This window comes from Holophagales bacterium (assembly GCA_016699405.1).
Taxonomy (GTDB): Bacteria; Acidobacteriota; Thermoanaerobaculia; order Multivoradales; family JAGPDF01; genus JAAYLR01.
The window spans coordinates 1330910-1356217 of sequence record CP064972.1 but is presented as its reverse complement, the minus strand read 5'-3'; the positions used below and the strand labels follow the sequence as shown (position 1 = coordinate 1356217).

Annotated in this window: 23 protein-coding genes and 1 pseudogene; 4 read left to right on the top strand and 20 right to left on the bottom strand. The window is 71.0% G+C overall.

Translation table 11 applies throughout. The features are described from left to right. Window positions 1-112 precede the first annotated feature (112 nt). Entirely contained in the window at window positions 113-379 is a 267-nt protein-coding gene (locus IPJ17_05830; protein ID QQR75099.1) for a hypothetical protein, read from the bottom strand. 166 nt (window positions 380-545) lie between these two features. Here IPJ17_05830 and IPJ17_05825 point away from each other — a divergent pair, with 166 nt between their 5' ends. Both IPJ17_05825 and IPJ17_05820 read left to right on the top strand, forming a co-directional pair. Further along, window positions 546-851 carry a helix-turn-helix domain-containing protein gene (locus tag IPJ17_05825; protein ID QQR75098.1) on the top strand — a complete coding sequence of 102 codons (306 nt, stop codon included), beginning with the start codon at window positions 546-548 and terminating at the stop codon, window positions 849-851. Between the two features lie 17 nt (window positions 852-868). Next, on the top strand, window positions 869-1831 hold the full coding sequence (locus IPJ17_05820) for a transposase family protein (GenBank protein ID QQR75097.1): 963 nt from the start codon (window positions 869-871) through the stop codon (window positions 1829-1831). Window positions 1832-2379: 548 nt separating this feature from the next. On the opposite strand, the gene IPJ17_05815 is transcribed toward IPJ17_05820, so the two are convergent. Further along, a complete protein-coding gene (locus IPJ17_05815) occupies window positions 2380-2625 on the bottom strand; it encodes a helix-turn-helix transcriptional regulator (protein QQR75096.1) in 246 nt (81 codons plus the stop codon). Between the two features lie 69 nt (window positions 2626-2694). On the opposite strand from IPJ17_05815, the gene IPJ17_05810 reads away from it, so the two are divergent. Together IPJ17_05810 and IPJ17_05805 are read left to right on the top strand one after the other, a co-directional pair. Continuing rightward, a complete protein-coding gene (locus tag IPJ17_05810) occupies window positions 2695-3588 on the top strand; it encodes a DNA adenine methylase (protein ID QQR75095.1) in 894 nt (297 codons plus the stop codon). Window positions 3589-3808: 220 nt separating this feature from the next. Then, entirely contained in the window at window positions 3809-4195 is a 387-nt protein-coding gene (locus IPJ17_05805) for a hypothetical protein (protein ID QQR75094.1), read from the top strand. A gap of 141 nt (window positions 4196-4336) precedes the next feature. Here the strand turns inward: IPJ17_05805 and IPJ17_05800 are convergent, their stop codons facing one another. From IPJ17_05800 to IPJ17_05715, 18 genes and pseudogenes are all read right to left on the bottom strand, one after another. After that, window positions 4337-5611, bottom strand: coding sequence for a DUF4010 domain-containing protein (locus IPJ17_05800; GenBank protein ID QQR75093.1), 1275 nt, complete (start codon window positions 5609-5611; stop codon window positions 4337-4339). Window positions 5612-5618: 7 nt separating this feature from the next. Then, entirely contained in the window at window positions 5619-6206 is a 588-nt protein-coding gene (gene vanZ, locus IPJ17_05795) for a VanZ family protein (GenBank protein QQR75092.1), read from the bottom strand. Between the two features lie 57 nt (window positions 6207-6263). Continuing rightward, window positions 6264-7460, bottom strand: coding sequence for a cell division protein FtsZ (ftsZ, locus tag IPJ17_05790; GenBank protein ID QQR76100.1), 1197 nt, complete (start codon window positions 7458-7460; stop codon window positions 6264-6266). Between the two features lie 121 nt (window positions 7461-7581). Further along, the gene (gene ftsA, locus IPJ17_05785) at window positions 7582-8820 is read right to left on the bottom strand and encodes a cell division protein FtsA (GenBank protein QQR75091.1); all 1239 of its coding nucleotides are present in this window, start codon (window positions 8818-8820) and stop codon (window positions 7582-7584) included. Then, a complete protein-coding gene (locus tag IPJ17_05780; protein ID QQR75090.1) occupies window positions 8793-9656 on the bottom strand; it encodes an FtsQ-type POTRA domain-containing protein in 864 nt (287 codons plus the stop codon). Before IPJ17_05780 ends, ftsA begins: the two co-directional genes overlap by 28 nt. After that, the gene (locus tag IPJ17_05775; protein QQR75089.1) at window positions 9653-11053 is read right to left on the bottom strand and encodes a UDP-N-acetylmuramate--L-alanine ligase; all 1401 of its coding nucleotides are present in this window, start codon (window positions 11051-11053) and stop codon (window positions 9653-9655) included. The genes IPJ17_05780 and IPJ17_05775 overlap by 4 nt, the downstream gene beginning before the upstream one ends. Before the next feature lie 99 nt (window positions 11054-11152). Continuing rightward, complete coding sequence (ftsW, locus tag IPJ17_05770; protein ID QQR75088.1) at window positions 11153-12232, bottom strand: putative lipid II flippase FtsW; 1080 nt, start codon at window positions 12230-12232, stop codon at window positions 11153-11155. Next, complete coding sequence (gene murD / locus IPJ17_05765; GenBank protein ID QQR75087.1) at window positions 12225-13601, bottom strand: UDP-N-acetylmuramoyl-L-alanine--D-glutamate ligase; 1377 nt, start codon at window positions 13599-13601, stop codon at window positions 12225-12227. The genes ftsW and murD overlap by 8 nt, the downstream gene beginning before the upstream one ends. Then, entirely contained in the window at window positions 13598-14683 is a 1086-nt protein-coding gene (locus tag IPJ17_05760) for a phospho-N-acetylmuramoyl-pentapeptide-transferase (GenBank protein QQR75086.1), read from the bottom strand. Before IPJ17_05760 ends, murD begins: the two co-directional genes overlap by 4 nt. Before the next feature lie 11 nt (window positions 14684-14694). After that, window positions 14695-16173, bottom strand: a complete 1479-nt coding sequence (locus IPJ17_05755; protein QQR75085.1) for a UDP-N-acetylmuramoyl-L-alanyl-D-glutamate--2,6-diaminopimelate ligase — start codon at window positions 16171-16173, stop codon at window positions 14695-14697. Next, entirely contained in the window at window positions 16173-18146 is a 1974-nt protein-coding gene (locus IPJ17_05750; GenBank protein ID QQR75084.1) for a PASTA domain-containing protein, read from the bottom strand. Before IPJ17_05750 ends, IPJ17_05755 begins: the two co-directional genes overlap by 1 nt. Next, a complete protein-coding gene (locus tag IPJ17_05745; GenBank protein ID QQR75083.1) occupies window positions 18143-18487 on the bottom strand; it encodes a cell division protein FtsL in 345 nt (114 codons plus the stop codon). Before IPJ17_05745 ends, IPJ17_05750 begins: the two co-directional genes overlap by 4 nt. An 8-nt stretch (window positions 18488-18495) precedes the next feature. After that, window positions 18496-19422, bottom strand: a complete 927-nt coding sequence (gene rsmH / locus IPJ17_05740) for a 16S rRNA (cytosine(1402)-N(4))-methyltransferase RsmH (GenBank protein ID QQR75082.1) — start codon at window positions 19420-19422, stop codon at window positions 18496-18498. A 20-nt stretch (window positions 19423-19442) separates the two neighbouring features. Continuing rightward, entirely contained in the window at window positions 19443-19883 is a 441-nt protein-coding gene (locus tag IPJ17_05735; GenBank protein QQR75081.1) for a division/cell wall cluster transcriptional repressor MraZ, read from the bottom strand. Between the two features lie 141 nt (window positions 19884-20024). After that, a complete protein-coding gene (locus IPJ17_05730) occupies window positions 20025-21152 on the bottom strand; it encodes a peptidyl-prolyl cis-trans isomerase (GenBank protein ID QQR75080.1) in 1128 nt (375 codons plus the stop codon). Then, window positions 21139-22026 carry a peptidyl-prolyl cis-trans isomerase gene (locus tag IPJ17_05725; protein ID QQR76099.1) on the bottom strand — a complete coding sequence of 296 codons (888 nt, stop codon included), beginning with the start codon at window positions 22024-22026 and terminating at the stop codon, window positions 21139-21141. Before IPJ17_05725 ends, IPJ17_05730 begins: the two co-directional genes overlap by 14 nt. Then, on the bottom strand, window positions 22023-24569 hold the full coding sequence (gene mfd / locus IPJ17_05720) for a transcription-repair coupling factor (protein QQR75079.1): 2547 nt from the start codon (window positions 24567-24569) through the stop codon (window positions 22023-22025). Before mfd ends, IPJ17_05725 begins: the two co-directional genes overlap by 4 nt. Window positions 24570-24777: 208 nt before the next feature. Continuing rightward, window positions 24778-25269 (bottom strand): annotated as a pseudogene (locus IPJ17_05715) (transcription-repair coupling factor). Between the last annotated feature and the right edge of the window lie 39 nt (window positions 25270-25308).

Sequence of the window (25308 nt, the reverse complement as noted above, 5' to 3'; positions counted from 1 at the left end):
TCCGGCGAAGAAGAAGAGGTCAGCGTGTACTCGCTGAAGGGGGGAGGGACAAGCCGAGTTTCCTCCTAGCAGGCAGCTTCGCCCTGCTAGAAGCCACCGACCGCCGAGCTGACTACCGCGAGTTGCGGCCTTCGCGGAGGCCGACCCAGTTTCCGACCATGGCGGGCAAGCGCTCGAGGACCTCGCGGCCGAAGAGGACTTCGTCGATCAGCCCCATCTGGAGCATGTCGACAATGCGGCACAGATACGAGCGACCGCAGTCCCACCAGGTGTACCGCGCGTCGACGATGAGCACGTGTTCGACGTGAATTCCCTCGGCTTCTCGGAGCTCTTCCAGCTCCATGCCATCGAGCAGGCTCTCGTAGACGCCATCGGCCACGCGACTCCCGAAGGTCGTCGTGTGGTAGTACTCCTTGATCTCCCAAACAGCGACAGGATCCGTTGCCGAAGGGAACGCGCCGTCGACTCGGCGAGCGAGTGTCTTGCCCGCAGTTTCCTGGACTCGGGTAGTTTGAGGGGCGTGTCCCCGAGTCGAGGAGAGCGCGATGCCGAAGCGGAGCGAGTTGTCCGGCGAGGAGCGGGTGCAGGTGGTGCTGTCGCTGCTGCGCAAGGAGGAGCCGGTCGCGGCGTTGTCTCGCCGGTACCGGGTGAGCGAGCAGACGCTGTACCGGTGGCGTGACGAGTTCGTGTCGGGTGGTCGAGAGCGGCTGTCGAAAGGCTCGAAGGACTCAGGTGAGGAGAGCCGCCGCATCGCGGAGATGGAGCAAGAGCTGGCTCGTCGGGCGCAGGCGATCGGTGAGCTGACGATCGCCAACGGCATTCTCCGAAAACTACCGCGGTACCCCCGCTGAGCGAGGAGTGGCGGGAGATGGTACGCAACGAGGTCTCCTCGCATTCGCCAGCGCGGCTGAAGGCAGTGGTCTCGGCGGTGGGCTGGCCGTTATCGAGCTTCTTTCGCCGCTCGAGCGCGGAGCGTCGACGTCCTGGTCCAGCGCCGAGGCCGCTGAATCGTGATCTCTACGACGCGGTGAGGGATGTGGCGTTGGCTTTCCCCTGGTGGGGCTACAAGCGCTTGGCGGTGGTTTGTCGTCGCCGACAGCTCGATGTCTCGAACCGCTTCGTGTATCGCGTGCTGAAGGCCGAGGGTCTGTTGTGTCGTCCGCTGCCGCGCTCGGCGGAGCTGTACCAGGCTGCGCGCCTGTTCGAGCTGTTGCCGCGGCAAGCGAACGACCTGTGGCAGGCGGACGTGACGTACGTGCACGTGCCAGGCCACGGCTGGTGGTACGCGGTGACGGTGATCGACTACTTCAGCCGCTACCTGTTGGCGCTTCATCTGTCGCCGAGCCACGACGCGGTAGCGGTGACGACGGCACTCGATCAGGCCAAGGCCGAAGCGGAGAGACTGCACGGGCCGCTGTCGAAGCCGCCGATTCTGGTGACGGACAACGGATCGACGTTTCTGGCGAAGCGATTCCGTCGCCACATCAACGGCGTCCTGAGTCATGTGCGCACGCGCTATCGGACGCCTCAGCAGCTGGGTCTGCTCGAGCGATTCCACCAGACGCTGAAGGACGAAGAGGTGCACTGGCATCTCTACGCCTCACCGGCTGACGCCCGCGAGAAGCTCGCAGCCTTCCGGCGGCGGTACAACGAAGTGAGGCCGCACTGGGCGCTGATGCCGCTCGAGGGAGGTGATCCCGTAACGCCGGTCGACGTCTATGCCGGTGGTGTCGAAGTCGGGATCCCCACTTGGCAGGGCTGGGCGAAAGCCGCCAAAGAGAAGCTCGACGAGCTGATGACCATCGATGCAGAGCGTGGAGCCGCCGCCTGAAGGAGGCTCACGTAAGATCAACCCAACCCGGTCCAAGGGAACTGCGAGCCGAGACACGAGCGTACGAAGGGGGCGACCGTCACGGGTCACCGTGGTCAGAGTTCGCGGATCGTACTCGCAGGAGCACTGGCCGACCCCCGCCTCGACCAGCATGTTGACGATCCCTGTCAGGTAAGCCGGCGCTCTCTTCTCCCCCTTCTGTTTGTTCATCGGAAGCGGGCAACGGGGCCGGAGACGGCGTTTCAGGTCGTTGAAGACCTTCGCGGCTTGCCGAGAGTCCATGAGTCGCGGCTCGACGAAACCACCGAGAATCTCTGCACGATAGGCGAAGTAGTCGAGGAGCTTCCGCCCTGTGAGCGTTGGTTCGCCGTTCGCCGGAAACAAATGCTCAGAAGTGAGCGATAGTCGAGCCATTGCCGAGACGATCTTCTCGGCTGTCGGAACGAGAATGCTACCCCTACCCCTAGTCGTGTAGCCGACCTCCTGGCTCACCAGACGAACGGTTGCCCAGAAGTCTCTCTCGAGCCCGGTGAAGCGAGGGTCGGCTCTCACGAACCCGCGCCCTCGAGCTTGTGCCCAAGCTCCGTGAGATCGACTTCGAGCACGGAGCAGATCCTGGAGACCTCACCGAAGGTGAGCCGCCGCTCGCCCGCCTCGTACTTGCTGACAAAGGACTGAGGCAGGCCCAGCCGCTCGGCGAGATCGGCTTGCCGCAGGCCGGCAGCGATTCTCGCGGCGCGCAGAAGATCGCCCAGCCGTCTGGCGTCTTTGGTGGATGTGGTACTACTTCGCAAGCGAAGGCAGACTAGTTTCGGGGATTACGTATCCCAAATCGGGATATCCTCGACTCGGTCGCCAGTGACATGAACGTCGCCCTCTTCCAATCCAACCTCTTCGCAGAGGAGACCCTCGGGAGCGCCCAGCCGCCCCGAGGCCAGCTTCTGAAGTGGATCGGAAACAAGCACCGTCTCGCCTCTCAGATTGTCGCGCTGTTTCCGGCGGACATGCGCGCCTACTGGGAGCCGTTCCTCGGCGGCGGCGCTGTCCTTGCCACCCTCGCACCTTCCCGAGGCTTCGCCTCCGATGCATTCCCACCGCTCATCGAGATCTGGAGAACGCTCAAGACCAAGCCGGACGAGCTGAAGGCCTGGTATCGAGAGCGGTGGGAGCATTTTCGCAGCGGTGATCGCGTCGAACGATACGAGGAGATCAAGCGACGCTTCAATGCATCACCGAATGGCGCCGACCTTCTCTTCCTCTGTCGCAGCTGCTACGGAGGAGTCGTCCGCTTCCGCAAGGCCGACGGGTACATGTCGACGCCTTGCGGAATCCACTCCCCCATCGCGCCAGATCGCTTTTCAGCGCGCGTCGACGACTGGCGGCGACGCATCGTCGGCTCGGAGTTCGCGCTCTCCCACTTCGCCGACGCCATGCGGCGGACAAGAACGGGAGACGTCGTCTATTGTGATCCGCCGTACTCCCACACTCAGGCGATCCTTTACGGCGCCCAGAGCTTCAGCTTCGAGTCACTCCTCGACGAGATCGCCGCCTGCAAGGCTCGCGGCGTGCGCGTCCTGCTCAGCATCGACGGAACCAAGAAGTCGGGAGCGCATTCCTGCGATCTCCCGATCCCGGATGGCCTATTCGCACGCGAGGTCTTCCTGAGTATCGGCCGCTCCATGCTTCGGCGCTTCCAGCTACCTGGCCAGAGCCTGGAAGCAGAAGAGGTTTCCGAGCGCCTTCTCCTGACCTTCTAGACTCGACGAGTAGGCAATCCAGCTCGGCGACCCGCACCGCCCCGCGTCCATGGGGGACCACTACGCGGTCGGCGATCTCCGTCGCCCGGGAGCGATAACGGGCGACGAAGGGAGAGCACTTCGCAAGCACCGTCAGCGAAGGCCGACAGGACAGGATTGTGTCGATGGCGCCCACGCCGCCGGACACGACGTAGAGTCGGCGCAACGAAAGGAGGTCCTGATGTTCGCGATCCTCGACAAGATCCTCGACAAGCTGCCGCTCCTACTGAAACACACTGGCCGCGAAGTCGCTCGGGATCTCGACTCGCTGTCGCTCAAGGGCTGGAGAGCTCTGGTCCGTACACTGCGCCGGATCACGAGCGAGAAGCTCCCTCGCCGGTCTCGGCGAGGCTACCGAATGACGTGGACCAATCGTCTCTTCCTCCTCATCTGGTCCATCGAGGCCGCCTACTTCGTGCTCCTCTCCAGCAGCGCGATCGGCCTCCTGGTCCGCACCCCTCCGACCGGCGTTCACGACTCGTTCGCCCTCCTCGCCGTCGCGATCACGACTGTTCTCGCTGCGGCCCTCTATCGGCGCCTTGCTTACGAAGAGCGCTTCGGACGTTGAATGCCATGAACGCCTTCTGGTGGTCAAAGAGCTCGACGGCGCCGGACTTCAGACAGATAGGTGAGCCCTTCCCAACCATCGGTCCATCTCGGATGAGAGTCCGGGTTGAATGGGGCTCTCCTCCCCGATCTTGAGCCTCCCTCACCGCATCATTCCCAGCACCACGAGCACCGCCAGGGCGAGGGCGGCGAGGCCGAGGGTGACGCGGCGGCGGAAGGGGCCGCGGCCGAGGGTGGCGGCGAGGGCGAGCTTGAAGAGGGTGTTGGCGAGGACGCCGACGGCGAGGGCGCGGGCGGCGAGGAAGGGGGAGAGGCCTTCGCCGAGGCGGGACATGGAGTAGGTCAGGGCGTCGAGGTCGGTGAGGCCGGTGGCGAAGGCGGTGGCGTAGACGCCGGAGTCGCCGAAGCCCGCCTCCATCCACTCCATGACGAAGAGCACGACCTGGAAGAGCACGGCCATCTGGATCGCCGCACCGAGCCGGAGCGGGTTCGAGGGCTCCGTCGTCGCGCCGTCGCTCGGCGATCGGCTTGCCGCGCGGAAGCTCAACGCGGCGCTGGCCAGGGCCACGGCGAAGACGGGCGCGAGCAGGCGGGCGACCTCCCATCCCACGTCGCGGTTGAGCAGCAGGGAGAGCACCACGACCCGCGCCGGCAGCACCGTGCAGGCGGCGAGGACGCCGAGGGCGAGCGGCGCCGCGGGCGCACCCTCGCGACGGCTTTCGCGGGCGAAGTTGAGCGTCACCGCGGTCGACGACACGAGACCGCCGAGCAGCCCGGCGACACCGTAACCGCGCGACGGCCCGGCAAGGCGCAGCGCGAGATAGCCGCCGAACGAGAGCGCCGAGAAGACCAGCACCAGCAACCAGGTCTCGCGCGGTCGCAGGCCGTAGCCCGGGCCGAACGGCCCGGCCGGCAGGAGCGGCAGGACGACGAGGGCGAGCACGGCGAAGCGCAGCGCCGCCTCGAGCTCCTCGCTGCGCACGCGCTCGACGAGGGCGTGCAGCCGCCCCTTCTCCGCCAGCACCAACGAGGTGACGGCGAAGACACCGCTCGCCAGCGCCAGCTCGCCCGCCCCGGCGAGCGCTCCAGCGGCGAGCACGACGATGCCGGCAACCTCCGTCGTGGCGTCGACGTGTCCGCGCCGCGCCGTGGCGAAGTAGGCGATCGCCACCAGGAGCGCGCCGGCGGCCAGCACGACCGCCCCGAGCACCGCCTGGCCGAGGGCGGCGAGGAGCGCCGCCAACCCGCCCGCGAGGCCGAGCAACAGGAAGGTGCGCACGCCGCCGAAGCGCGTCGTGTCGCCCTCGCGGCGGGCGGAGAACTCGCGCTCGAAGCCGACCGCGAGACCGCCGAGCGCCGCGACCGCGAGCGGCCAAGCGAGGTGCAACGAGAGCTCGGGAACGAAGGGCTCGGTCATCGTCTCCTCATCGTGCCGGAGTCGGCGCGGCGGCCCGGCCCGCGCGATCGCGCGTGCGCGCCGCGCGACGGGCGGCGACGGCGGCGAGCGCCAGCGCGCCGGCGAAGGCGTTGAAGGCGACGTCCCGCGGGTCGCCGACGCGGCTCGGCAGGATCCCCTGGATCAGCTCGTCGACGAGACCGGCGAGCGCGGTGACGAGGCAGGCGAAGAAGTACGGCGGCCAATGCGGCGGCGGCGAGGAGGAAAGTGCTCGGCAACGCTCCTCGAGCGCGGCGAGCACCAGCAATGCGAGCGCGCCGTACTCGAGGATGTGGAGCCGCTCCTGGTGCATCGCCATCTGGCGGAGCAACAGGGCGTAGGCGAGGCCGAGGGCAAGCACGACGAGCGTCTCGCGCCAGCCCGGGCGGCCGACCGCCACTGCGGCGACGAGCGCCAGCGCGGCGACGAGGAAGACGCCGAGGACCGTGCCGCGCAGGAGACCGCGTTCGCGCAGCGCGAGGAGCAGCTGCTGCGCCGTCGAGAGGGTGGAGAGGATCGCCGCGAAATAGACCGCCGCGGCGGTCCACAGGTGCCGCTCACGCCGCGTCCGGAACACCGCTCGCCCGCTCCGCGAGGAGGCGGCCCGCGACCGCGGGCCGCCCGCCTCCCCGCCTCAGTCCATCTGCTTGCGCAGGACGGTCGGGATGTCGTAGTCGTCGACGCCCGACCAGTTCGGCCCGAAGCCGCCCGGATCGTCGGGACGGCTCTGCGCCACGAGCTTGTTGAAGAACGGGGCGTCGCCGCCGTCCTCCTTGCCGCGCGCCGGGAGCGGCTGGGCCGACACGCGCGAGGGCGCGGCGACGGGGGTCGCCATCGGCCGCGCGGCGCCGATCGACGGCGCACGCAGGAGCGGCGGTGCGGCGACCCGCTCCTCGCCGGCGAAGCGGAAGCCGGTGGCGATGACGGTAATCTTCATCTCCTCCTCGAGCGCCTCGTCGATCACCATGCCGGCGATGATGTTGGCGTCCGGGTCGACGGCGCCCTGGATGATGCGCGCCGCCTCGTTGACCTCGTGCAGCGTCAGGTCGCGGCCGCCGGAGATGTTGATCAGCACCCCCTTGGCGCCCTCGATCGAGGTCTCCTCGAGCAGCGGCGAGCTGATCGCCCGCTGCGCCGCCTCGAGCGCCCGGTTCTCGCCCTTGGCGATGCCGGTGCCCATGAGCGCCATGCCCATGCCGCTCATGATCGCCTTGACGTCGGCGAAGTCGACGTTGACCTCGCCCGGGATGGTGATGAGGTCGGAGATGCCCTGCACCGCCTGGCGCAACACGTCGTCGGCGATGCGGAACGCCTCGGAGAGCGGCGTGCCGCGCTCGACGTAGTTGAGCAGGCGCTCGTTGGGGATGGTGATCAGCGTGTCGACCGAGCCGCGCAGCTCCTCGACGCCGCGCTCGGCGACCATCATCCGGCGACGCCCCTCGAAGCCGAACGGCTTGGTCACCACCGCCACGGTGAGCGCGCCGATCTCCGCCGCCAGGCTGGCGATCACCGGGATGCCGCCGGTGCCGGTGCCGCCGCCGAGGCCGGCGGTGAGGAAGATCATGTCCGCGCCGTCGAGGATCTCGAGGATCCGCTCGGTGTCCTCGAGCGCCGCCTTGCGGCCGATCTCCGGGTCGGCGCCGGCGCCGAGCCCCTTGGTGATCTGCGGGCCGAGCTGCAGCTTCTTCGGCGCGCGGCACTTGGCGAGCGCCTGCAGGTCGGTGTTGGCGGCGATGAACTCGATGCCGCGGAGCTTGGCCGCCATCATCCGGTTGACGGCATTGCCGCCTCCGCCGCCCACGCCGATGACCTTGATCTTGGCGGGCACCATGGTGGCTTCTTCGAGCGCCTCGAGGGTCACGCGGCGGGCAGCGTCGTCGTCGTCGAACAGGATCATGGAGTCTCTCCCTTCCTTCTTCGGATTCGTTGGCCGGGCCCCGGGGCTCGCGGCTCTAGAGCAGATCGGAGAACACGCTGCGCAGGCTGCCCATCATCGAGCGCACCGAGAAGCCGCTTCGCCGTTCCTTGCGCACCGCGTTCTGCTCGGCGACCAGTCCGTAGTGCAGCAGGCCGGCGGCGGTCGACCAGGACGGCGAGTTGATCACGTCGTGCAGACCGCCGAGCCCCTGCGGCAGTCCGAAGCGGACGCTCGAGCCGAAGACCTGCCCCGCCATCTCGAGCAGGCCGTCGAGCTGCGCGCCGCCGCCGGTCAGCACCACCCCGCCGCGCAGCGTCCCGTCCCAGCCGTTCTTGACCAGGTCCTCGCGCAGCAGCGAGAGCAGCTCCTCGGCGCGCGGCTGGAGGATCTCGCAGATCTCGCGGCGCGGCACGACGCGCGCCGCCCCACCGGCCACCGCCGGCACCGAGATCCCCTCCTCGTCCTGGACCATGGCGGCGAGACAGCAGCCTTCCTTGATCTTGATGCGCTCGGCCTCGGCATAGGGCGTCCGCAGGACCATCGCCAAGTCGTTGGTGAAGTGACCCGCGCCGATCGGCAGCACCGCCGAGTGCTCCATCTCGCCGTCGGCGAAGAGCGCGTAGCCGGTGGTGCCGGCCCCGATGTCGAGCAGCAGCACGCCGAGGTCGCGCTCGTCGGGCGAGAGCACTGCCTCGGCCGCGGCGAGCGGCTCGAAGATCATCTCGGCCACCTCGATACCGGCGCGGTTGACGCAGGTCAGCAGCGTCTTCGAGCGCGCCACCTGACCCGTGATCAGGTGAACCGTCACCTCGAGCCGGCTGCCCAGCATCCCCAGCGGGTCGCTGATGCCGCCCTGCTCGTCGACGATGAACTCCTGCGGCAGGGCATGGAGGATCTCGCGATCGGAGGGCAACGCCGCCGACTGCGCCGCTTCGAGCGCCCGCTTGATGTCCTGGCTGGCGATCTCGCGGTCCTTGCGTGACACCGACACCATGCCGCGCGAGTTGACGCTGCGGATGTCCGCTCCGGCGACCCCGACGTAGGCACGCGAGATCTCCACCCCGGCCATCACCTCAGCCTCCTCGCTCGCCGCCTTGAGCGCCTCGACGGTGGCCTCGACGTTGACGATGTTGCCGCGCCGGGTACCGCGGTTCGGGGCGGTCCCCTTGCCGGCCACCTCGAGCGCCCCCTTGGCGTCGCGCTGTCCGATCAGCACGGCGACCTTGGACGAGCCGATGTCGATGCCTACGAGGTACTGCTCGGGCTTTGCCATGTTGCGGTCCTCACCTTTCGATCGTCGGACGCCTCGCGCGGAGGCGCCTCGCCCGGAACCAGAATCATGCGACGCGGGAAACGCAGGTCGACCGCGTCGAGCTTGGGATAGCGGCGGCGCAGCTCGGGGAGCCACTCGCCGAGCACCGCCAGGCGGTGTGCGAGCGGGCCCCGCCGGAGCAGCACGGGAAACGGCAGCGCCGCGGAGAAGACCCGGAAGTCACCGTCGCCCAGCACAGCGACCTCCGAGAGACCCGACCCGACGGCCGGCGCGGCCGCCGCGAGCTCGCTGGCGAAGGCGAACACCTGCGGCAGCTCGCGCTCGGCGCCGGCGGCCACCGACACGAGGAGCAGATCGGCGGCCCCGTCGGCCGGGTCGAACGGCGCGATGACCTGCCCCGCGCTGTCGAGGTAGAGCAGCTCGTGCTCGCGGCGCAATAGCGCGGCAGGCCGCTTCTCCACCACCGCGACACGCAGTGCGCGCGGCAGGCGCTTTTCGACGGTCACCGCCTCGATCCACGGGTTGGCCGAGAGGCGCCCCGAGACCTCGCCGAGCTCGAGGCGCGGGAGGTTGCGGCCGCGCAGCGGCGCGAGCGCCCGGTCGACCCACTGCGGCGCCACGTGGGTGAGCCCCTCGACCTGCACGTCGGCGAGCGCGAAGCTCGGCGAAGCCAGCACCCAGAAGAGCAGCGCCGCCGGCGCACCGACGAGCAGCAGCGCCTGGGCGAACGGTGCGGCGAGCCGGGCGACGAGCGGACGGCGGCGGATCCGCACCGCCCCCTGCCGGCGGCGGAACGGCAGCACCTTCGCCTCGGGGCCGATCGGCGCCGGCGTCACGACGGGACCTCCGCTCCGCTCGCGGCGAGCGACTGCGCCAGACGCACGATGTCGCCGGCGCCGAGCGTCAGCACGACGTCGCCGGGCTCGAGCTCGGCGCGCACCAGCGCCTCAGCCTCGGCCCGTGTCGGGCAGTAGCGCACCCACGGGTGTCCCGCCGCCCGTGCGGCGGTGACGACGAGCTCCCCCGTCACTCCGGGGATCGGCGATTCGCGCGACGGGTAGACGTCGGTGACCACCGCGCGGTCGGCGCCGAGCAGGACGCGGCCGAAGTCGCCCGCGAGATCGCGGGTGCGCGAGAAGAGGTGCGGCTGGAACACCGCGACGATGCGACGGCGCGGATAGACCTGACGCGCTGCGGCGAGGGTCGCGGCGACCTCGGTCGGGTGGTGCGCGTAGTCGTCGATGATCTCGGCGCCCGAGAGGTCGCCGAGCCGCTCGAAGCGACGGTGGACGCCCGAGAAGGTGGCGAGCGCGCGAGCGATCGCCGGCGGTTCGATGCCCAGGGCGAGCGCCACCCCGATCGCCGCGAGCGCGTTCCGGACATTGTGCAGGCCTGGCATCGGCACCAGGAACTCGCCGAGATCGCCGCGCTGCACGTGCACGACGCGGAAACGCGTGCCGGTCGGCAACGCCTCGAGGTCGACGGCGCGCAGGTCGGCGGGCTCGGCGAGGCCGTAGGTGACGATCCGTCGATTCGCCAGGCGCGGCAGCACCTCGGCGACCCGCGGGTCGTCGAGGCAGGCGACGATCTGGCCGAAGAAGGGCACGCGGCTGGCGAAGGTGACGAAGGCGTCCTGGATCTCGGCGAGGTCGCGGTAGGTGTCGAGGTGATCGGCGTCGATCGTCGTGATCACCGCCACCACCGGAGAGAGCGAGAGGAAACTGCGGTCGAACTCGTCGGCTTCGACCACCATGTAGTCGCTCTGGCCGAGGCGGGCGCCGGTCCCCGAGACGCGCAGGCGTCCGCCGACGATCACCGTCGGGTCGAGCCCGGCTTCGGTGAGCAGTGTGCCGGCGAGCGAGGTGGTGGTCGTCTTGCCGTGCGTCCCGGCCACGGCGATGCCGTACTTGAGTCGCATCAGCTCGGCGAGCATCTCGGCACGGCGGACCACGGTGATGCCGCGCTCGCGCGCCGCGCGGACCTCCGGGTTGGCCGCCGCGACGGCCGAGGAGATCACCAGCAGGTCGACGCCGTCGAGGTGCTCCGGCGAGTGGCCGAGGGAGATCCGCGCCCCGAGCGACGCCAGGCGCGCCGTCGCCTCGCTCGCCGCGAGGTCGCAGCCCGAGACGGCGAGCTCGTACTGCAGCAGGACCTCGGCGATGCCGCTCATCCCGGCGCCGCCGATGCCGACGAAGTGCGCGTGCCGCAAGCCGGCGAAGCGATGGAACATCATCGCGTCACCTCACCGCGGCGAGCCAAAGGCGAACGACGATCGCCGCCACGCCGGCCGGGCGCCGTTGCTGGGGTCGAGCCCGCGGAGACGCAGAGGATCTCAGGCATGTTGGGAGATGTTGAGCAGCACGCCGGAGAGCAGCAGCGCCATGACGAGCGACGAGCCGCCGTACGAGATGAACGGCAGGGTCATCCCCTTGGTGGGGAAGATGGCGATGACCACACTGATATTGATCAGCGCCTGCAGGACCAGGACGGTGGTGATCCCCCAGCCGAGGTAACGACCGAAGAGGTCGGGCGCCCGCATTCCGGCGAGCACGCCGCGCCAGAGGAGGACGCCGAAGAGCGCCAGCACGGCGACCGCCCCGACGAGCCCGAGCTCCTCGGCGACGATGGCGTAGATGAAGTCGGAGAACGGATAGGGCAGGAAGTAGAGCTTCTGCACGCTCTGCCCCGGTCCGAGGCCGAGCAGCCCCCCGGAGCCGACGGCGATGAGCGACTGGAGCACCTGGAAACCCGAGCGAAGCGGATCGCGCTCCGGGTCGAGGAAGGTCAGCAGGCGTTGGCGGCGGTACGGCACGGTGACGATCAGGAAGTAGATCGTCGGCACCGCCAGACCGCCGAGAGTGGCGACGAACCGCCACGAAAGCCCGGCGATGAAGAGCATCGTCGCCGCCGTGCCGCAGAGCAGGACGGCCGTGCCGAGGTCGGGCTCGAGCACCACCAGGCCGGCGAGCAGGCCGGTGATCAGCGCCGCCGGAATCAGCAGCTCGGTGGAGTTGACGCGATCCTGCTTCTTCTCGATCTGGTAGGCGAGGTAGGCGACGAGCGCCAGCTTGGCGAGCTCCGACGGCTGGAAGGAGACGCCGGCGAGGAAGATCCAGCGCCGCGTCGCGTTGAGCTCGGGGCCGACCAGGACGAGGGCGAGCAGGAGCAGCGCGGCCGCCACCAGCGAGCCCACGACCGCGGGCTCACGGAGCTTGCGGTAGTCGACGTGCATGGCGAGCAGCATCAGGGCGAAGCCGATGAGCGCCGCGACCCCCTGCTTGACCAGGAACAGGTTGATCGGCCGTCCGGCCGCCTGGGCGGCGCTCGCCGAATAGACCATCACCAGGCCGAGGCCGGCGAGCAGCGAGACGGTCGTGAAGAGAACCCGGTCGAAGGCGAGCTTCTTAGCCAACGGTCACCTCCGCCGGCAGCTCGCGCACCAGGCGCTTGAACTCCTCGCCGCGGTGCAGGTAGTCGCGAAACTGGTCGAAGCTGGCGCAGGCCGGAGAGAGCACGACCGACTCGCCGGGTCGCGCCGCCGCCGCCGCGGAGACGATGGCCCGGTCGAGCGTGCCGCAGCGCTCGAACGGCGCGTGGGCGGCGAGCGCGCGCTCGAACGCCTCGGCCGACTCGCCGATGAGGTAGATGCGCCGCGCCTTGCGCTCCACCATCGGCGCCAGGTAGGCGAGGTCGGCGCCCTTGTTGCGGCCGCCGAGGATGAGGTGAACCGAGCCGTCCGCGAAGCCCTCGAGCGAGCGCTCGGTCGCGGCGACGTTCGTCCCCTTCGAGTCGTCGAAGAAGACCACGCCGCCGCGCTCGCGCACCCGCTCGAGGCGATGCGGCAGACCCCGGTAGCTGGCGAGCGCCGGCGCGATCGCCTCGACGCTCGCCCCGCCGGCGCGCGCCAGCAGTGCGGCGGCCATCGCGTTCTCGAGGTTGTGCAGCCCCGGCACCGGCACGTCGGCGACGGCGAAGAGGCGGCGCGGCCTCTGCCCCGGCGCGACCTCGACGACCTCGCCGCCCTCCACGTAGCAGCCGTCGATCACCGGGCCGCGACGCGAGAAGAGACGGCGCCGCGCCGCCACGGGCGTTTCGGCAACCGCCGTCTCGTCGGCGTTGAGCACTGCCACGTCGGCGGCGGTCTGGTTCTCGAAGACACGCTGCTTGGCGGCGAGGTAGGCCGCGAGGCTCCCGTGCCGGTCGAGGTGGTCGGGCGAGAGGTTGAGCAGCGCCGCGGCGCGCGGCCGGAAGCGGGAGATCCCCTCGAGCTGGAAGCTCGAGAGCTCGACGACGAAGACCCGCCCGGGCGCGCCGTCGACGACGTCGCAGAGCGGCAGACCGATGTTGCCGCAGACCTCGGTGGGGAATCCGGCGCCGGCGAGCAACGTCCCGGTCATCGCCGTCACCGTGCTCTTGCCGTTGCTTCCCGTCACCGCGACGACCGTTCCCTCGAGGAGGCGAAAGGCCAGCTCGACCTCCGCCACCACCGGCAGTCCGGCCGCCCGAGCCGCGGCGAGGACCGGCCGGTCGACCGGCACCCCGGGGCTCGCGACGATCGCGTCGACTCCTGGCGGGAGCGTGTCGGGCTCGCGGCCGAGCAGCGCCGAAAAGCCCGGCTCGCCGGCGAGCGCACCGAGCGCCTCGCCGGCGAGCTGACGGCGGTCGACGCCGACGACCTCGATGCCGCGACGGCGCAGCAGGCGCGCTGCCGCAAGGCCCGAGAGCCCCAGCCCGTAGACCAGGACCCGGCGCAGGCGGGCGGGATCGAAGGGCGCGTTCATCGCAGCTTGAGGGTCGACAGCCCGAGCAGGGCGAAGACCAGCGAGAGGATCCAGAAGCGCGCGATCACCTTCGACTCCGCCCAACCGCCGAGCTCGAAGTGGTGATGCAACGGCGCCATGCGGAAGATCCGGCGGCCGGTGGCCTTGAACGAGGCCACTTGGAGGATGACGGAGACCGCTTCGATGACGAAGAGCCCGCCGACGAGGATCAGCACGATCTCCTGCCGCGAGAGCAGGGCGACGGTGCCGATGGCGCCGCCGAGCGCGAGCGAGCCGACGTCGCCCATGAAGACCTCGGCCGGATGCGCGTTGAACCAGAGGAAGCCCAGCGAGGCTCCGGCGAGCGCGCCGCAGAAGACGGCCACCTCGCCGACCCCGGCGACGTACGGCACCTGCAGGTAGCGCGCCAGGCCGGCATGGCCCGCCACGTAGGTGAAGACGGCGTAAGTCGAGGCGGCGATGAGCATCGCGCCGATCGCCAGGCCGTCGAGCCCATCGGTGAGATTCACGCCGTTCGACGTGCTCACCAGCACCACGAGGGCGAACGGCACGTACCACCCGCCGAGCGGCAGCACCCAGCCCTTGAAGAAGGGGAAAGTGAGGCTCGCCGGCACGCCGAAGTGCTCGGGCCAGATCCAGAGCGCCAGACCGGCGCCGCCCGCGACGAGGAACTGGCCACCGAGCTTCGCGCGCACCCCGAGCCCCAGATTGCGATGCCGCCGGACCTTGAGCAGATCGTCGGCAAAGCCGACCGCCCCGAAGCCGAGCGTGACGGCGAGCGCCAGCCAGACGAGGGGGTTGCGCAGCTGGGCCCAGAGCAGCGTCGCTCCGGTAAGACTGACGAGGATGAGCAGGCCGCCCATCGTCGGCGTGCCGGCCTTGACCTGATGGCTCGCCGGACCGACCTCGCGGATGTTCTGACCGACCGACAGGCGGCGCAGCAGGGCGATGAAGCGCGGTCCGGCGAGCAGGCAGATCGCCAGCGCCGTGAGCACCGCACCGGCCGTGCGGAAGGTGATGTAGCGGAAGACGTTGAGCGCCGGCAGGCGCTCGTGCAGGGGCAGCAGGAGGTCGAGCAGCATGGTCGTCCGCCTCAGCTCGCCACCGGTCGGTCCCGCAGCTCGACGAGCGCCTTCTCGATCTCCTCGCGATCGGAGAACGGAATGCGGCGATCGCCGACGAGCTGCACCTGCTCGTGTCCCTTGCCGGCGACCAGTACGGCGTAGCGTCCGCCGCCGGCCACGGCGAGCGCCCGGCGGATCGCCTCGCGGCGATCCGGCATGACGCGATAGCCCGGGTTGCCGCTCGCCCGCAGCCCCTCCTCCACCGCCGCGATGATCGCCAGGGGATCCTCGCTGCGCGGGTTGTCGGAGGTCACGATCGGCAGGTCGGCGAGCCGCCCGGCGATCCGCCCCATGAGCGGACGCTTCCCGGGATCACGGTCGCCGCCACAGCCGAAGACGACGATCACCTTGCGACCGGAGAGCTCGCGCAGCGAGCGCAGCGCCGCTTCGAGCGCCGCATCGGTGTGGGCGAAGTCGATCAGCACCGGGAATGCCTGGCCGCAGTCGACCGGCTCCATCCGTCCGGGCAAGGGGGCGAGCGCAGCCAGGCCGGCGGCGATCGCCTCGTGCGGCAGCTCGAGCGCTTCGGCGGTCGCGGCGGCGGCCCAGAGGTTGGCGAGGTTGTACCGCCCGAGCAGCCTGGCCTCGAAGGCGAGCTCGCCGCGCGGAGTCAGCAGTCGTCCGCGCGTCGAGCGCTCCGACAGCGCGGCGTCCACCAGGCGCACCGCGCCCGACTCGCCGAAGGTCAGCGCGTCGGGCAGCTCCTCGGCGAGCCGCTTGCCCCAGGGGTCGTCGAGGTTGACCACCGCTCGGCCACCCGGCTTCAGGCGGTCGAAGAGCCGCCGCTTGGCGGCGAAGTAGCCCTCCATCCCGCCGTGGAAGTCGAGATGGTCGCGCGTCAGGTTGGTGAAGACGGCCGCGTCGAAGCGCAGCCCCTCGACCCGGCCCTGGACGAGCGAGTGCGACGAGACCTCCATCGCCGCGGCGACCGCTCCGCGATCACGCGCCGCGCGGATCGCCGACAGCAGGTCGGAGCCCTCCGGCGTGGTGCGTCCGAACCTCGCCAGCTCGTCGCCGGCGAAGGCATGGCCGAGCGTGCCGAAGACGGCGCAGGGCCGTCCGGCGGCCTGCCAGATCGCCGCCAGGGCCGCGACCGTCGTCGACTTGCCGTTGGTCCCGGTGACGCCGAGCAGCGTCAGCTCGCGCTCCGGATGGGCGAACAGGCGGGCGGCGAGCGGCGCGAGCAAGGCTCGCGGCTCGGCCGCCTCGAGCCACGGCACGACCGACGGAACGTCCGCCGGCGCCGGCGCGTCGACGATCACCGCCACCGCGCCGCCGGCGACCGCATCGGCGACGAAGTCGCGCGGGTCGTGCCGTACGCCGCGCCAGCCGACGAACAGGTCGCCCGGCCGCACCTGCCGCGAGTCGTAGGCGATTCCGCTCACCTCCGGGTCGGTTCCGGCGGAGCCGATCACCGGCATCCCGGCCACGAGCTCGGCGAGGCGCATCAGGAGACCCCCGCCGCGAGGTAGACCTGAACCGCACCGCCGCGTGCCGGCAACGGGGCCCCGGCCGGCGGCTCCTGCCGCTCGACGACCCCGTTGCCGAGCAGGACCGGCCGCAGACCGAGCCGGGTGAGCTGGCTCGTCGCCTGGCGCGCGGTCATCCCGGCCAGATCCGGGAGCAGGGGCCCGGCGGCGACCACGGCGGGCGCCTCGGTCGCGGGCGCTGCCGTCTCCTGGCGCTCGGCAACCTGCACGGTCGTCTTCGGCTCCTCGGTCGGCTCGGGCTCGCCCGGCCACCGCTCCGGCGTCTCGCGCTCGGGCCGTACGCCGAGGTAAAGCAGCGTCCGCTCGACCACGGTCTTGAACACCGGCGCCGCCACGTCGCCTCCGTGGTAGCCCCCCTTGGGGTCGTCCACCACGACGGCCACCACGACCCGCGGGCGGTCGAGCGGCGCGAAGCCGACGAAGCTGGCGATGAACTCGTCCGGCAGGTAGCCGACTCCGGGCACCGCCTTCTGCGCGGTTCCGGTCTTGCCGGCCACGGGGAATCCGCCGATCGCCGCCGACTTGCCCGTTCCGTCGGTCACCACCGAGGTGAGCAGCGAGGCGAGCGTCGCCACGGTCCGGCGCGACACCGGCTCGCCGACGACCTCCGGTTGCGCGTGCAGCGAGCGTCGTCCCCCTTCGTCACCCACCTCGGCGACGATGTACGGCCGCAGCAGGCGTCCGCCGTTCGCCACCACCGCGAAGGCGGAGGCGAGCTGGAGCGGAGTGATCGAGATCCCCTGGCCGAACGAGATGTAGGCCTTGGCGATCGGACCCCAGCGCTCGACCGGCATCAGCAGGCCGGCGCTTTCGCCGGGCAGGTCGATCTGCGTCAACCGTCCGAAGCCGAAGGCGCGGATGGTGTCGTAGAAGGGACGGTTGGCGACACGCAGCGCCGTCTTGATCGTGCCGACGTTGCTCGACTTGGCGATCACCTCGCGAAAGGTCAGGAGGCCAAACGGCTTGTGGTCCGAGATCCGGGTCTTCGCCAGGGTGATGCCGCCCATCTCGCAGTCGAATATGTCGTCGGGGTCCACCAGCCCGCCTTCGAGCGCCGCCGCGGCGGTGACCATCTTGAAGGTGGAGCCCGGCTCGTAGGCGTCCATCACCGGGCGGTTGCGCCACGACTCCTGCGGGTACGAACGGAAGTGATTCGGGTCGAAGCCGGGCACGGAAGCCATCGCCAGCACCGCGCCGGTGGACGGGTCGAGCATCACCAGGCTGCCGCTCTTGGCGTGTCGCTCGGCGACCACTCGTGCGAGCTCGGTCTCGGCGACGCTCTGCAGCACGGCGTCGAGCGTCAGGTGCAGATCGCGCCCCGGCAGCGGCTCGGAGATTTCGTGGTCGGGCGTCGCCAGCGTTCCCGAGCGCGCATCGCGCAGCACGGTGCGCCGTCCCGGCACGCCGGCCACCACCTTCTCGAACTGCGCCTCGAGGCCGCCCAGTCCGTGGTCGTCGGTGCCGACGTACCCGAGCACCGCCGCTCCCACGTCGCGCATCGGGTAGTAGCGCTTGCTCTCGTCGAGAAAATAGATGCCGGGGAGCTTGGCGGCCTTGAGCGCCTGCGCCTGGGGCGGATCGAGCTTGCGCGCCACCCAGACGAACTCGCGGTCGGTGGCGAGCAGGGCGGCGAGGCGCGTGGCGTCGAGCTTGAGCAGCGGCGCGATGCGCCGCGCCGCCGCCGCCGCGTCGCCGATCTCGCGCGGCACGGCGAAGGCCGACTCCACCGCCACCGACACGGCGAGCTCGCGACCGCGCGCGTCGTAGATCGTCCCGCGCGGCGCGTCGAGCTCGAGGACGCGCTGCTGCTGCTTCTCGGCCTTGCGCCGGTAGTCGTCGTGGTCGACGACCTGCAGGTGGTAGAGGCGCCAGACGATCCCGGCGCTCCACAACGCCACCAGGGCGAGCACGATCGCGAGTCGGTGCTTCACCGCAGCTCCTCGGCGAAAAGCAGGCGGTCGAGGGTGGGCGGCACCATGCCGAGCTCGGCAGCGGCGCGTTCACCGACCCGGCCGGGGCTGGCGAGGTAGGCCGCCTCGAGACGCAGCTGGCGCTCGTCCTGCTCGAGACGACGCAGCTGGCGCTCGAGCTTCTCGACGCGATAGCCGACCCGCACCTGCTCGAGGCGCAGCCAGGTGTACCCGGCCATCGCGGTGAGCAACGGGGCGACCGCCATCAGCACCCAGGCGAGATCGCGCAGGCGTCGCCGGTCGCGCTCCCGGACGAGGAAGGCGTTGACGACGGGACGGCGGACCGCGTAGGCGCTGCGCACGGCGCCTCTCAGATCCTCCGCGCCGCGCGCAGCCGCGCCGAGCGGGCGCGGGGGTTGGCCGCGACCTCGGTCTCGCTCGGCCGCACGGGCTTGCGGGTGAGCAGCTCGAGCGCACGCGTCTCGGCAAGCGAGGCGCCGGTGGTCGGGTCGACTTCGCCGCGCGCGAGGTCGCGCAAACGGTGCTTGACGACGCGATCTTCGAGCGAGTGATAGGAGATCACCACCAGGCGCCCGTCGCGGTCGAGCAGCTCGACGGCGTCGTCGAGCATCCGCTCGAGCTCGCGCAGCTCCTGGTTCACCTCGAGGCGCAGCGCCTGGAAGGTGCGGGTGGCCGGGTCGACGCGCCCCTCGCGCTGCCGGTCGCCGCCCTTGGCGGAGACGACGACGCGCGACAGCTCGCCGGTGGTGACGATCGGCTGGCGGGCGCGCGCCCGGACGATCGCCCGCGCGATGCGCCGCGCGTCGTGCTCCTCGCCATAGCCCCGCAGAATGCTCTCCAAGTCCGCCTCCGAGTAGCTGTTCACCACGTCCGCCGCCGTCGGCCCGTCGCGCCCCATGCGCATGTCGAGCGGTCCGTCCCGCCGGAAACTGAAGCCGCGCCGCGCCAGGTCGAGCTGCAGCGACGAGACGCCGAGGTCCGCGAAGACCCCGGCGAGCGGCGGCAGGCCGAGCGGCGCGAGCGCTTCCCGCAGATCGCCGAATCGACTCTCGACGAGCCGCACGCGATCGCCGAAGCCGGCGAGCCGCTCGGCCGCCCGTTCGAGCGCCTCGGGGTCGCGGTCGATCCCCACCAGTCGCACCGTCGGGGCCCGCTCGAGCAGCGCCGCGGCGTGGCCGCCGAGACCGAGCGTGCAGTCGACCACCGTGCCGCCCCGCTCTCCGGCGAGGTAGTGCAGCGACTCGTCGAGCAGCACCGGCTCGTGTCGACCATCCAACGCACCTCTCCTCGCCGCCGTCAGATGCCGCGCTCAGCGAGCGCCTGGAAGTCGTCGTCGGTGAACGGCCGGTCGTCGAGGCGCTTCTCGAACCGCTCGCGGTTCCAGACCACCAGGTGGTCCAACCGACCACTCACCACCACCTCGCCAGCCACTCCCGCGCTCTGGCGCAGGATCGAGGGCACGACCAGCCGCCCCTGGTTGTCGAGGCGCATCTGCTGACCGTAGTAGTTGACCCGCTCGAGGAAGCGCTCCTTGATCCGGTCGGTCGTCGCCATCCCCGCCAGCCGGCCCTCGATCTCCTCCCAGACCGGCATCGGGTAGATCAGCGCCGAGTCTCCCTGAACCGAGGTCACGAAGACCTCGGCGCCCCAGCGCTCCTCGAGCAGACGACGGAAATCGGTCGGGACCTTGAGACGGCCCTTCTCATCGATCGTTGCGACCGCGCTTCCTCGAAACATTCAGTGGCCCCACTCCGCCTGGAGTTTGGAAAGCGAGTGTAGTGCCCTCGTCCACTTTTGTCCATTTATTTCCACCGGCACGCAACACCCCGCGCGGGCCGTGCGAAGCGCACCGCGCGGGGGTCGCAACTGCGGCGGAAATCAGCGAGTCGAGGGGGGCGGCGCCGGGGTCGGCGCGGACGGCGGCTCGGCGGCAGTCGCCGGGGCTGGCGGGGCGGCCGGGGCCTCGGTCGGGGCCGGCAGGTCGAGCAGGTCGCGCTCGGCAGGCGGCTCGAGCGTGCGGTAGCCGACCGCATCGGCCGGGAGGCTCTCGAAGACGAACGCCCGGGCCGCGAGCTCGCCGAGGTAGCGGCGACTCTCACGCAGGTAGATGCGGTCCGACTCCTTCTGTTCGATCTCGCTGCGGACCTCGCCGAAGGCCCGGCGATGCTCCGGCTCGCGCGCCGCGACCTGGAGGACGTGGAGTCCGCCTCGCCCTTCGACCGGCTCGCTCACCTCGCCGGCGGCGAGCCCCCAGACGGCCCGCTCGAGCGCCGGGGAGAGCTCGCCCTTCTGGACCCAGCCGAGGTCGACGAGCGCCGAGACCTCGCCGGCCGTCGGGTGGGCCGCGACGACGTCGGCCATCGGCGTCCCGCCGGCCACGCGCGCCCGCAACTCGGCGGCCAGCGCCGCGCGGGACGCCGGGTCGGCCCGCCCGGTTTCGGTGACGACGAACTCGCGCACCTGGATCTTCTCGGGCACCACGAACTCGGTGGGGTGCTCGCGGTAGTAGCGCAGGACGACCTCGTCGTCGACCTTGACCCGGGGCTGGACCTCTCGCCCCAGGACCTCCTGGGTCTGAAGCTGCTTCTCGAGGCGCTTGCGGTACATGTCGAGGGTCATGCCGGACTGGACGAGCGCCGCCTCGAACTCCTCCTGGGTCGGGATGCCGAAGCGCTTGCGCGAGCTCTCGACCGCCCGGTCGACCTGCTCGCGGGTGACGATGACCCGGATCTGCTGCGCCCGCGAGAGGACGAGCAGCTCGTCGAAGATCTCCTTCATCGTCGCCTTGCCGACCTCGGCGGTCATCCGCCGGCGCTCGTCCTCGTTGAGGTCCGGGGCGCTGCCGATCATCTGCAGGCGCTCCTCGCGCCGCTCCTCGTACTCCCGCAGCGTGGCGATCTGCTCGTTGACCCGCAGCACGATCCGGTTGAGGTCCTCCGAACGAGCCGGGGGAGCGAGCGTGAGCAGGGCGACGAGGGAGAGCAGGGATGCGCTAGCGCTTCTCATAGGGCCTCGAGACGGGGAGTGTGCCGCGATACTCGAACGGCAGGTTGCGATCGTACACCGTCGGCGGGTAGGCCCGCCGCGCCTCCTCCTCGAGGGCGGCGAGCCGCCGGTCGGCCGCCTTCCCGGCCAGATCGCGCTCGATCGCCGGAGCGGCCTCGTCGAGGGTCGCGGTCCGCGCCGGCAGACGCTCCTCGACTCGGAAGACGTGGAAGCCGTACTCGGCCTCGACCACCGCGCTGGTCTCGCCCGGCGCCAGTCGGAAGATCAGCTCGGCGAACGCCTGCGGCAGCTCGTCCCGCGCGAGGTCCCCCTGCGGGCCACCCTGCAGGCCGCCGCCCGCGGCCGCGGCGCGCGCGATCACGGTCTCGAAGTCCGCGCCGGCGACGAGCTCGCGGCGCGCTCGCTCGGCGACGCGGCGGTCGTTGGCGAGCAGTTGCCGCAGGCGCACTCGCTCCGGCAGACGGAACTCGTCGAGGTGGGCTCGATAGTAGGACTCGACCTCGGCTCGCCCCGGAGCGAGCGCGCCGCCCGCGGCGAGCAGCGCGTCGAGCGCCCGGCGCCGATCGTCACCCTCGCGGGCGACGCCCCGGTCGCGCGCCAGGCGCAACAGCAGCTCCTCGCGCACGAACTGGTCGAAAAGCCCCGAGAGCGCGGCGCTCGGCAGCGCCTCGGCCTCCGATCCCGCATTGCGCTTCAGATAGGCCTCGAAGCGCGGCAGGGGGAGCTGCTCGTCACCCAGCCGGGCGACGATGTCGGGGCCGGGAAGGTCGGGGGCCGGGCCGCAACCGCCGACGCTTCCTGAGAGCAGCAGCACCGCGAGCGGTGCAGCGTGCCAGCGGAACCGCCGGCGTGGAACGACGACGTTCGGCCTCATGCGAGCGCCTCCAGGGTCGCGCGGGCGAGTGGCACCAGCGCCTCTCCCCGCGACTCGACGCTCAGCACGCCGGTCGGACTGAAGCTCGCCCCGGGCCGCTCGGCGACGAGCCGCACGAGACGCTCGACGTCGATCTTGGCGTCGCGCCGCATGCGGAAGGTGAGCCTGCCCTCGGCGGCCGAGATCGTCTGCACGTGCAGCCGCTCGGCGAGACGCTTGAGGCCGGCCACGGCGAGCAGGGCCCGCACCTCCGGCGGCGGCGCCCCGAAGCGATCGGCGAGCTCCTCGAGCACCTCGTCTTCGGGCGCTTCGGCGGCGGCGAGCTTGCGGTAGATCTCCATGCGCAGGTTGGCGTCGCCGATGTAGTCGCGCGGGATGGCCATCGGCACCGGCAGGTCGAGCGCCACCGAGGGGGCCTCCTCGACCGCCTCGCCCTTGAGCTCGCGAACGGTGTCCTCGAGCATCTTGAGGTAGGTCTCGATCCCCAGCTCGGCGATGTGGCCGCTCTGCTCGGCCCCCAGCAGGTTGCCGGCACCGCGGATCTCGAGGTCGCGCGCGGCGATGCGGAAGCCGGCGCCGAGCTCGGTGAACTCGCGCAGCGCTTCGAGCCGCTTGCGCGCGTCGACCGAGAGCACGCGCTCGGACTCGACCAGCAGATAGCAGTAGGCGAGCTGGCTCGAGCGGCCGACGCGACCGCGCAGCTGGTAGAGCTGGGCGAGGCCGAAGCGGTCGGCCCGGTGCACCAGCATGGTGTTGACGCTGGGGATGTCGATGCCGTTCTCGATGATCGTCGTGGCGAGCAACAGGTCGTGCTCGCCGCGCGTGAAGGCGTGCATCCGCCGGTAGAGCTCGTCCTCCGGCAACTGGCCGTGCCCGACGGTGACCCGCAGGTCGGGGATGAGCTCGCGCAGCTTGGCGGCCATCGCGTCGATCGACTCGACCCGGTTGTAGACGTAGAAGACCTGGCCGCCGCGCTCGCGCTCGAACTCGATCGCCTCGCGCACCACCTCGTCGGAGAACGGCAGGACCGCCGTCTCGACCGACATGCGGTCTTTCGGCGGCGTCTCGATGACCGAAAGGTCGCGCACGCCGGCGAGCGAAAGCTGCAGGGTGCGCGGCAGCGGCGTCGCGGTCATCGCCAGCACGTGGACGTTCTTCTTGAGCAGCTTGAGCCGCTCCTTCTGCGCCACGCCGAAGCGCTGCTCCTCGTCGACGATCACCAGCGCCAGCCGGGGGATCTCGATGTCGCGCGACAACAGTCGGTGGGTGCCGATGAGGATGTCGACCTTGCCGGCGGCGAGCCGGGCGCGGACTTCGCGCACCTCGGCGGGCGAGCGGAAGCGCGAGATCATCTCGATCGCCACCGGGAAGCCCTCGAAGCGTTCGCGGAACCGCTCGAGATGCTGGTCGGCGAGGATCGTGGTCGGTGCCAGCACGGCCACCTGCCGTCCGGCGTCGACGGCGCGGAACGCCGCCCGCATCGCCACTTCCGTCTTGCCGAACCCCACGTCGCCGCAGAGCAGCCGGTCCATCGGACGCTCGCCACCGAGGTCGGCGAGGATGGTCTCGATCGCCTCGAGCTGGTCCGGCGTCTCGTCGTAGGGGAAGGCGGCGGCGAACTGGCGCTCGAAGTCGCTGCCGCCGGCGAGCGCCGGGGCCTGGGCGAGCTGTCGCTCGGCGTAGAGCTTGAGCAGCTCGTCGGCCATGTCGCGCAGGCTCTTCTTGACCCGCGCCTTGGTCTTGTTCCACGAGGTGCCGCCGAGCTGGTCGAGGCGCGGCGAGAGACCCTCGATGCCGCTGTACTTCTGCACCAGGTCGAGCCGCGAGAGCGGCACGAGCAGCCGCTTGCCGCCGGCGTAGGCGATCTCCATCACTTCGGTCTCGCCGACCCCCGACTTGGCGCCGCTGCGCAGCGTCGCCGGCAGAGCGACCGCTTCGCCGCCGCCGCCCTCCATCGTGCGCAGCGAGACGAACTGGCCGATGCCGTGGTCGCCGTGGACGACGTAGTCGCCGATCTTCAGGTCGCGCAATCCGGAGAGGAACGGGCCGAAGCGGCCACGAGGGCGTCGCGACGGCGCGGTCGCGCGAGCGAGCAGTTGCGTCTCGCCGAAGACGACGACGCCAGCTGCCGGCAGGCGGAAACCGCGCGCCAGCTCGCCGTCGACGAGCTCGACCCCGCGCGGGCCGACCTCGAGATCGCGCCCGGCGAGAAGGTCGGTCAGGGCGGCGAAGCGCTCGCTGCCGGCCACCAGCAGCAGACGCTCGCCGCGCGAACGCGCCGTCTCCACCTCGCGCGGGAAGCGTGGCAGCTGCCCGTGGAAGAGGTCGGTGGTCGCTCCCTGGAAAATCGATCGCCGCGCCGGGCTCGCCGAGCAGCGAGCCGATGCGCACGACGCAGCCGTCGATCTCCGCCAGGACGTCGGCAGCCGGACGCTCGAGCAACTCCGGAGAGGGTGCGAACCGCTGGTGCTCGCGCCGCGCTGCGTGCTCGGAGTCGAGCCGCGCCGCGTGATGCCGGGCCTCGGCGCCGAGCGTCGGAGCATCGACCGCGACCAGCATCCCCCCCGGCGGCAGCCACTCGGCGAGCCCGACGGTGCTTTCGGCGAGCAGCGACAGACAGCTCTCCCAACCAGGGAAGCGCCCCCGTTCGCGCAGCGCCGCCAGGTGCTCGGCGGTCTCCCGTCCGGGCGCCTCGGCAAGCAACGCGCCGAGCACCTCGGCAAGGCGTGTCGCCTCGGCGGCCCCTTCCGGGAAGAGCGCCAGAGGCAGGAGGCGCGCCCCACCCAGCTCCTCGGCGGAGCGTTGGGTGACTGGGTCGAAGCGGCGCACCGACTCCACTTCGTCGCCGAAGAGGTCGAGCCGGATCGGACCGGCCTCGCCCGGCGGAAAGACGTCGACGACCCCGCCACGCACGGCGACCTCGCCGACTTCGGCCACCAGATCGAGGCGGCGATAGCCGTGATCGAGCAGGTGCGCCACGAGCTCGTCGACCTCGACGATGGCGCCGCGCGCCACGTCGCGTGCCGCCGCGAGGAACGCCGCCCGCGACGGGAGCCGGCGGAAGAGCGAGCGGGGGGTGGCGAGCAACAGACGCGCTTCGCCGTCGGCGAGCCGCGCCAGAGCGACCGCCTCCTGCGCCCGCACGGCGAGCGAGAGCTCCCCCTCGTGGTAGGGAGAGAGAGAGGGCGAGGGGAAGTAGAGCGCCGACTCCTCGCCGCCGACGAGTCGCGCCGCCTCGGCCATCGCCAGCGCGTCGGTCTCGTGCGGGACGAGCACCAGGAG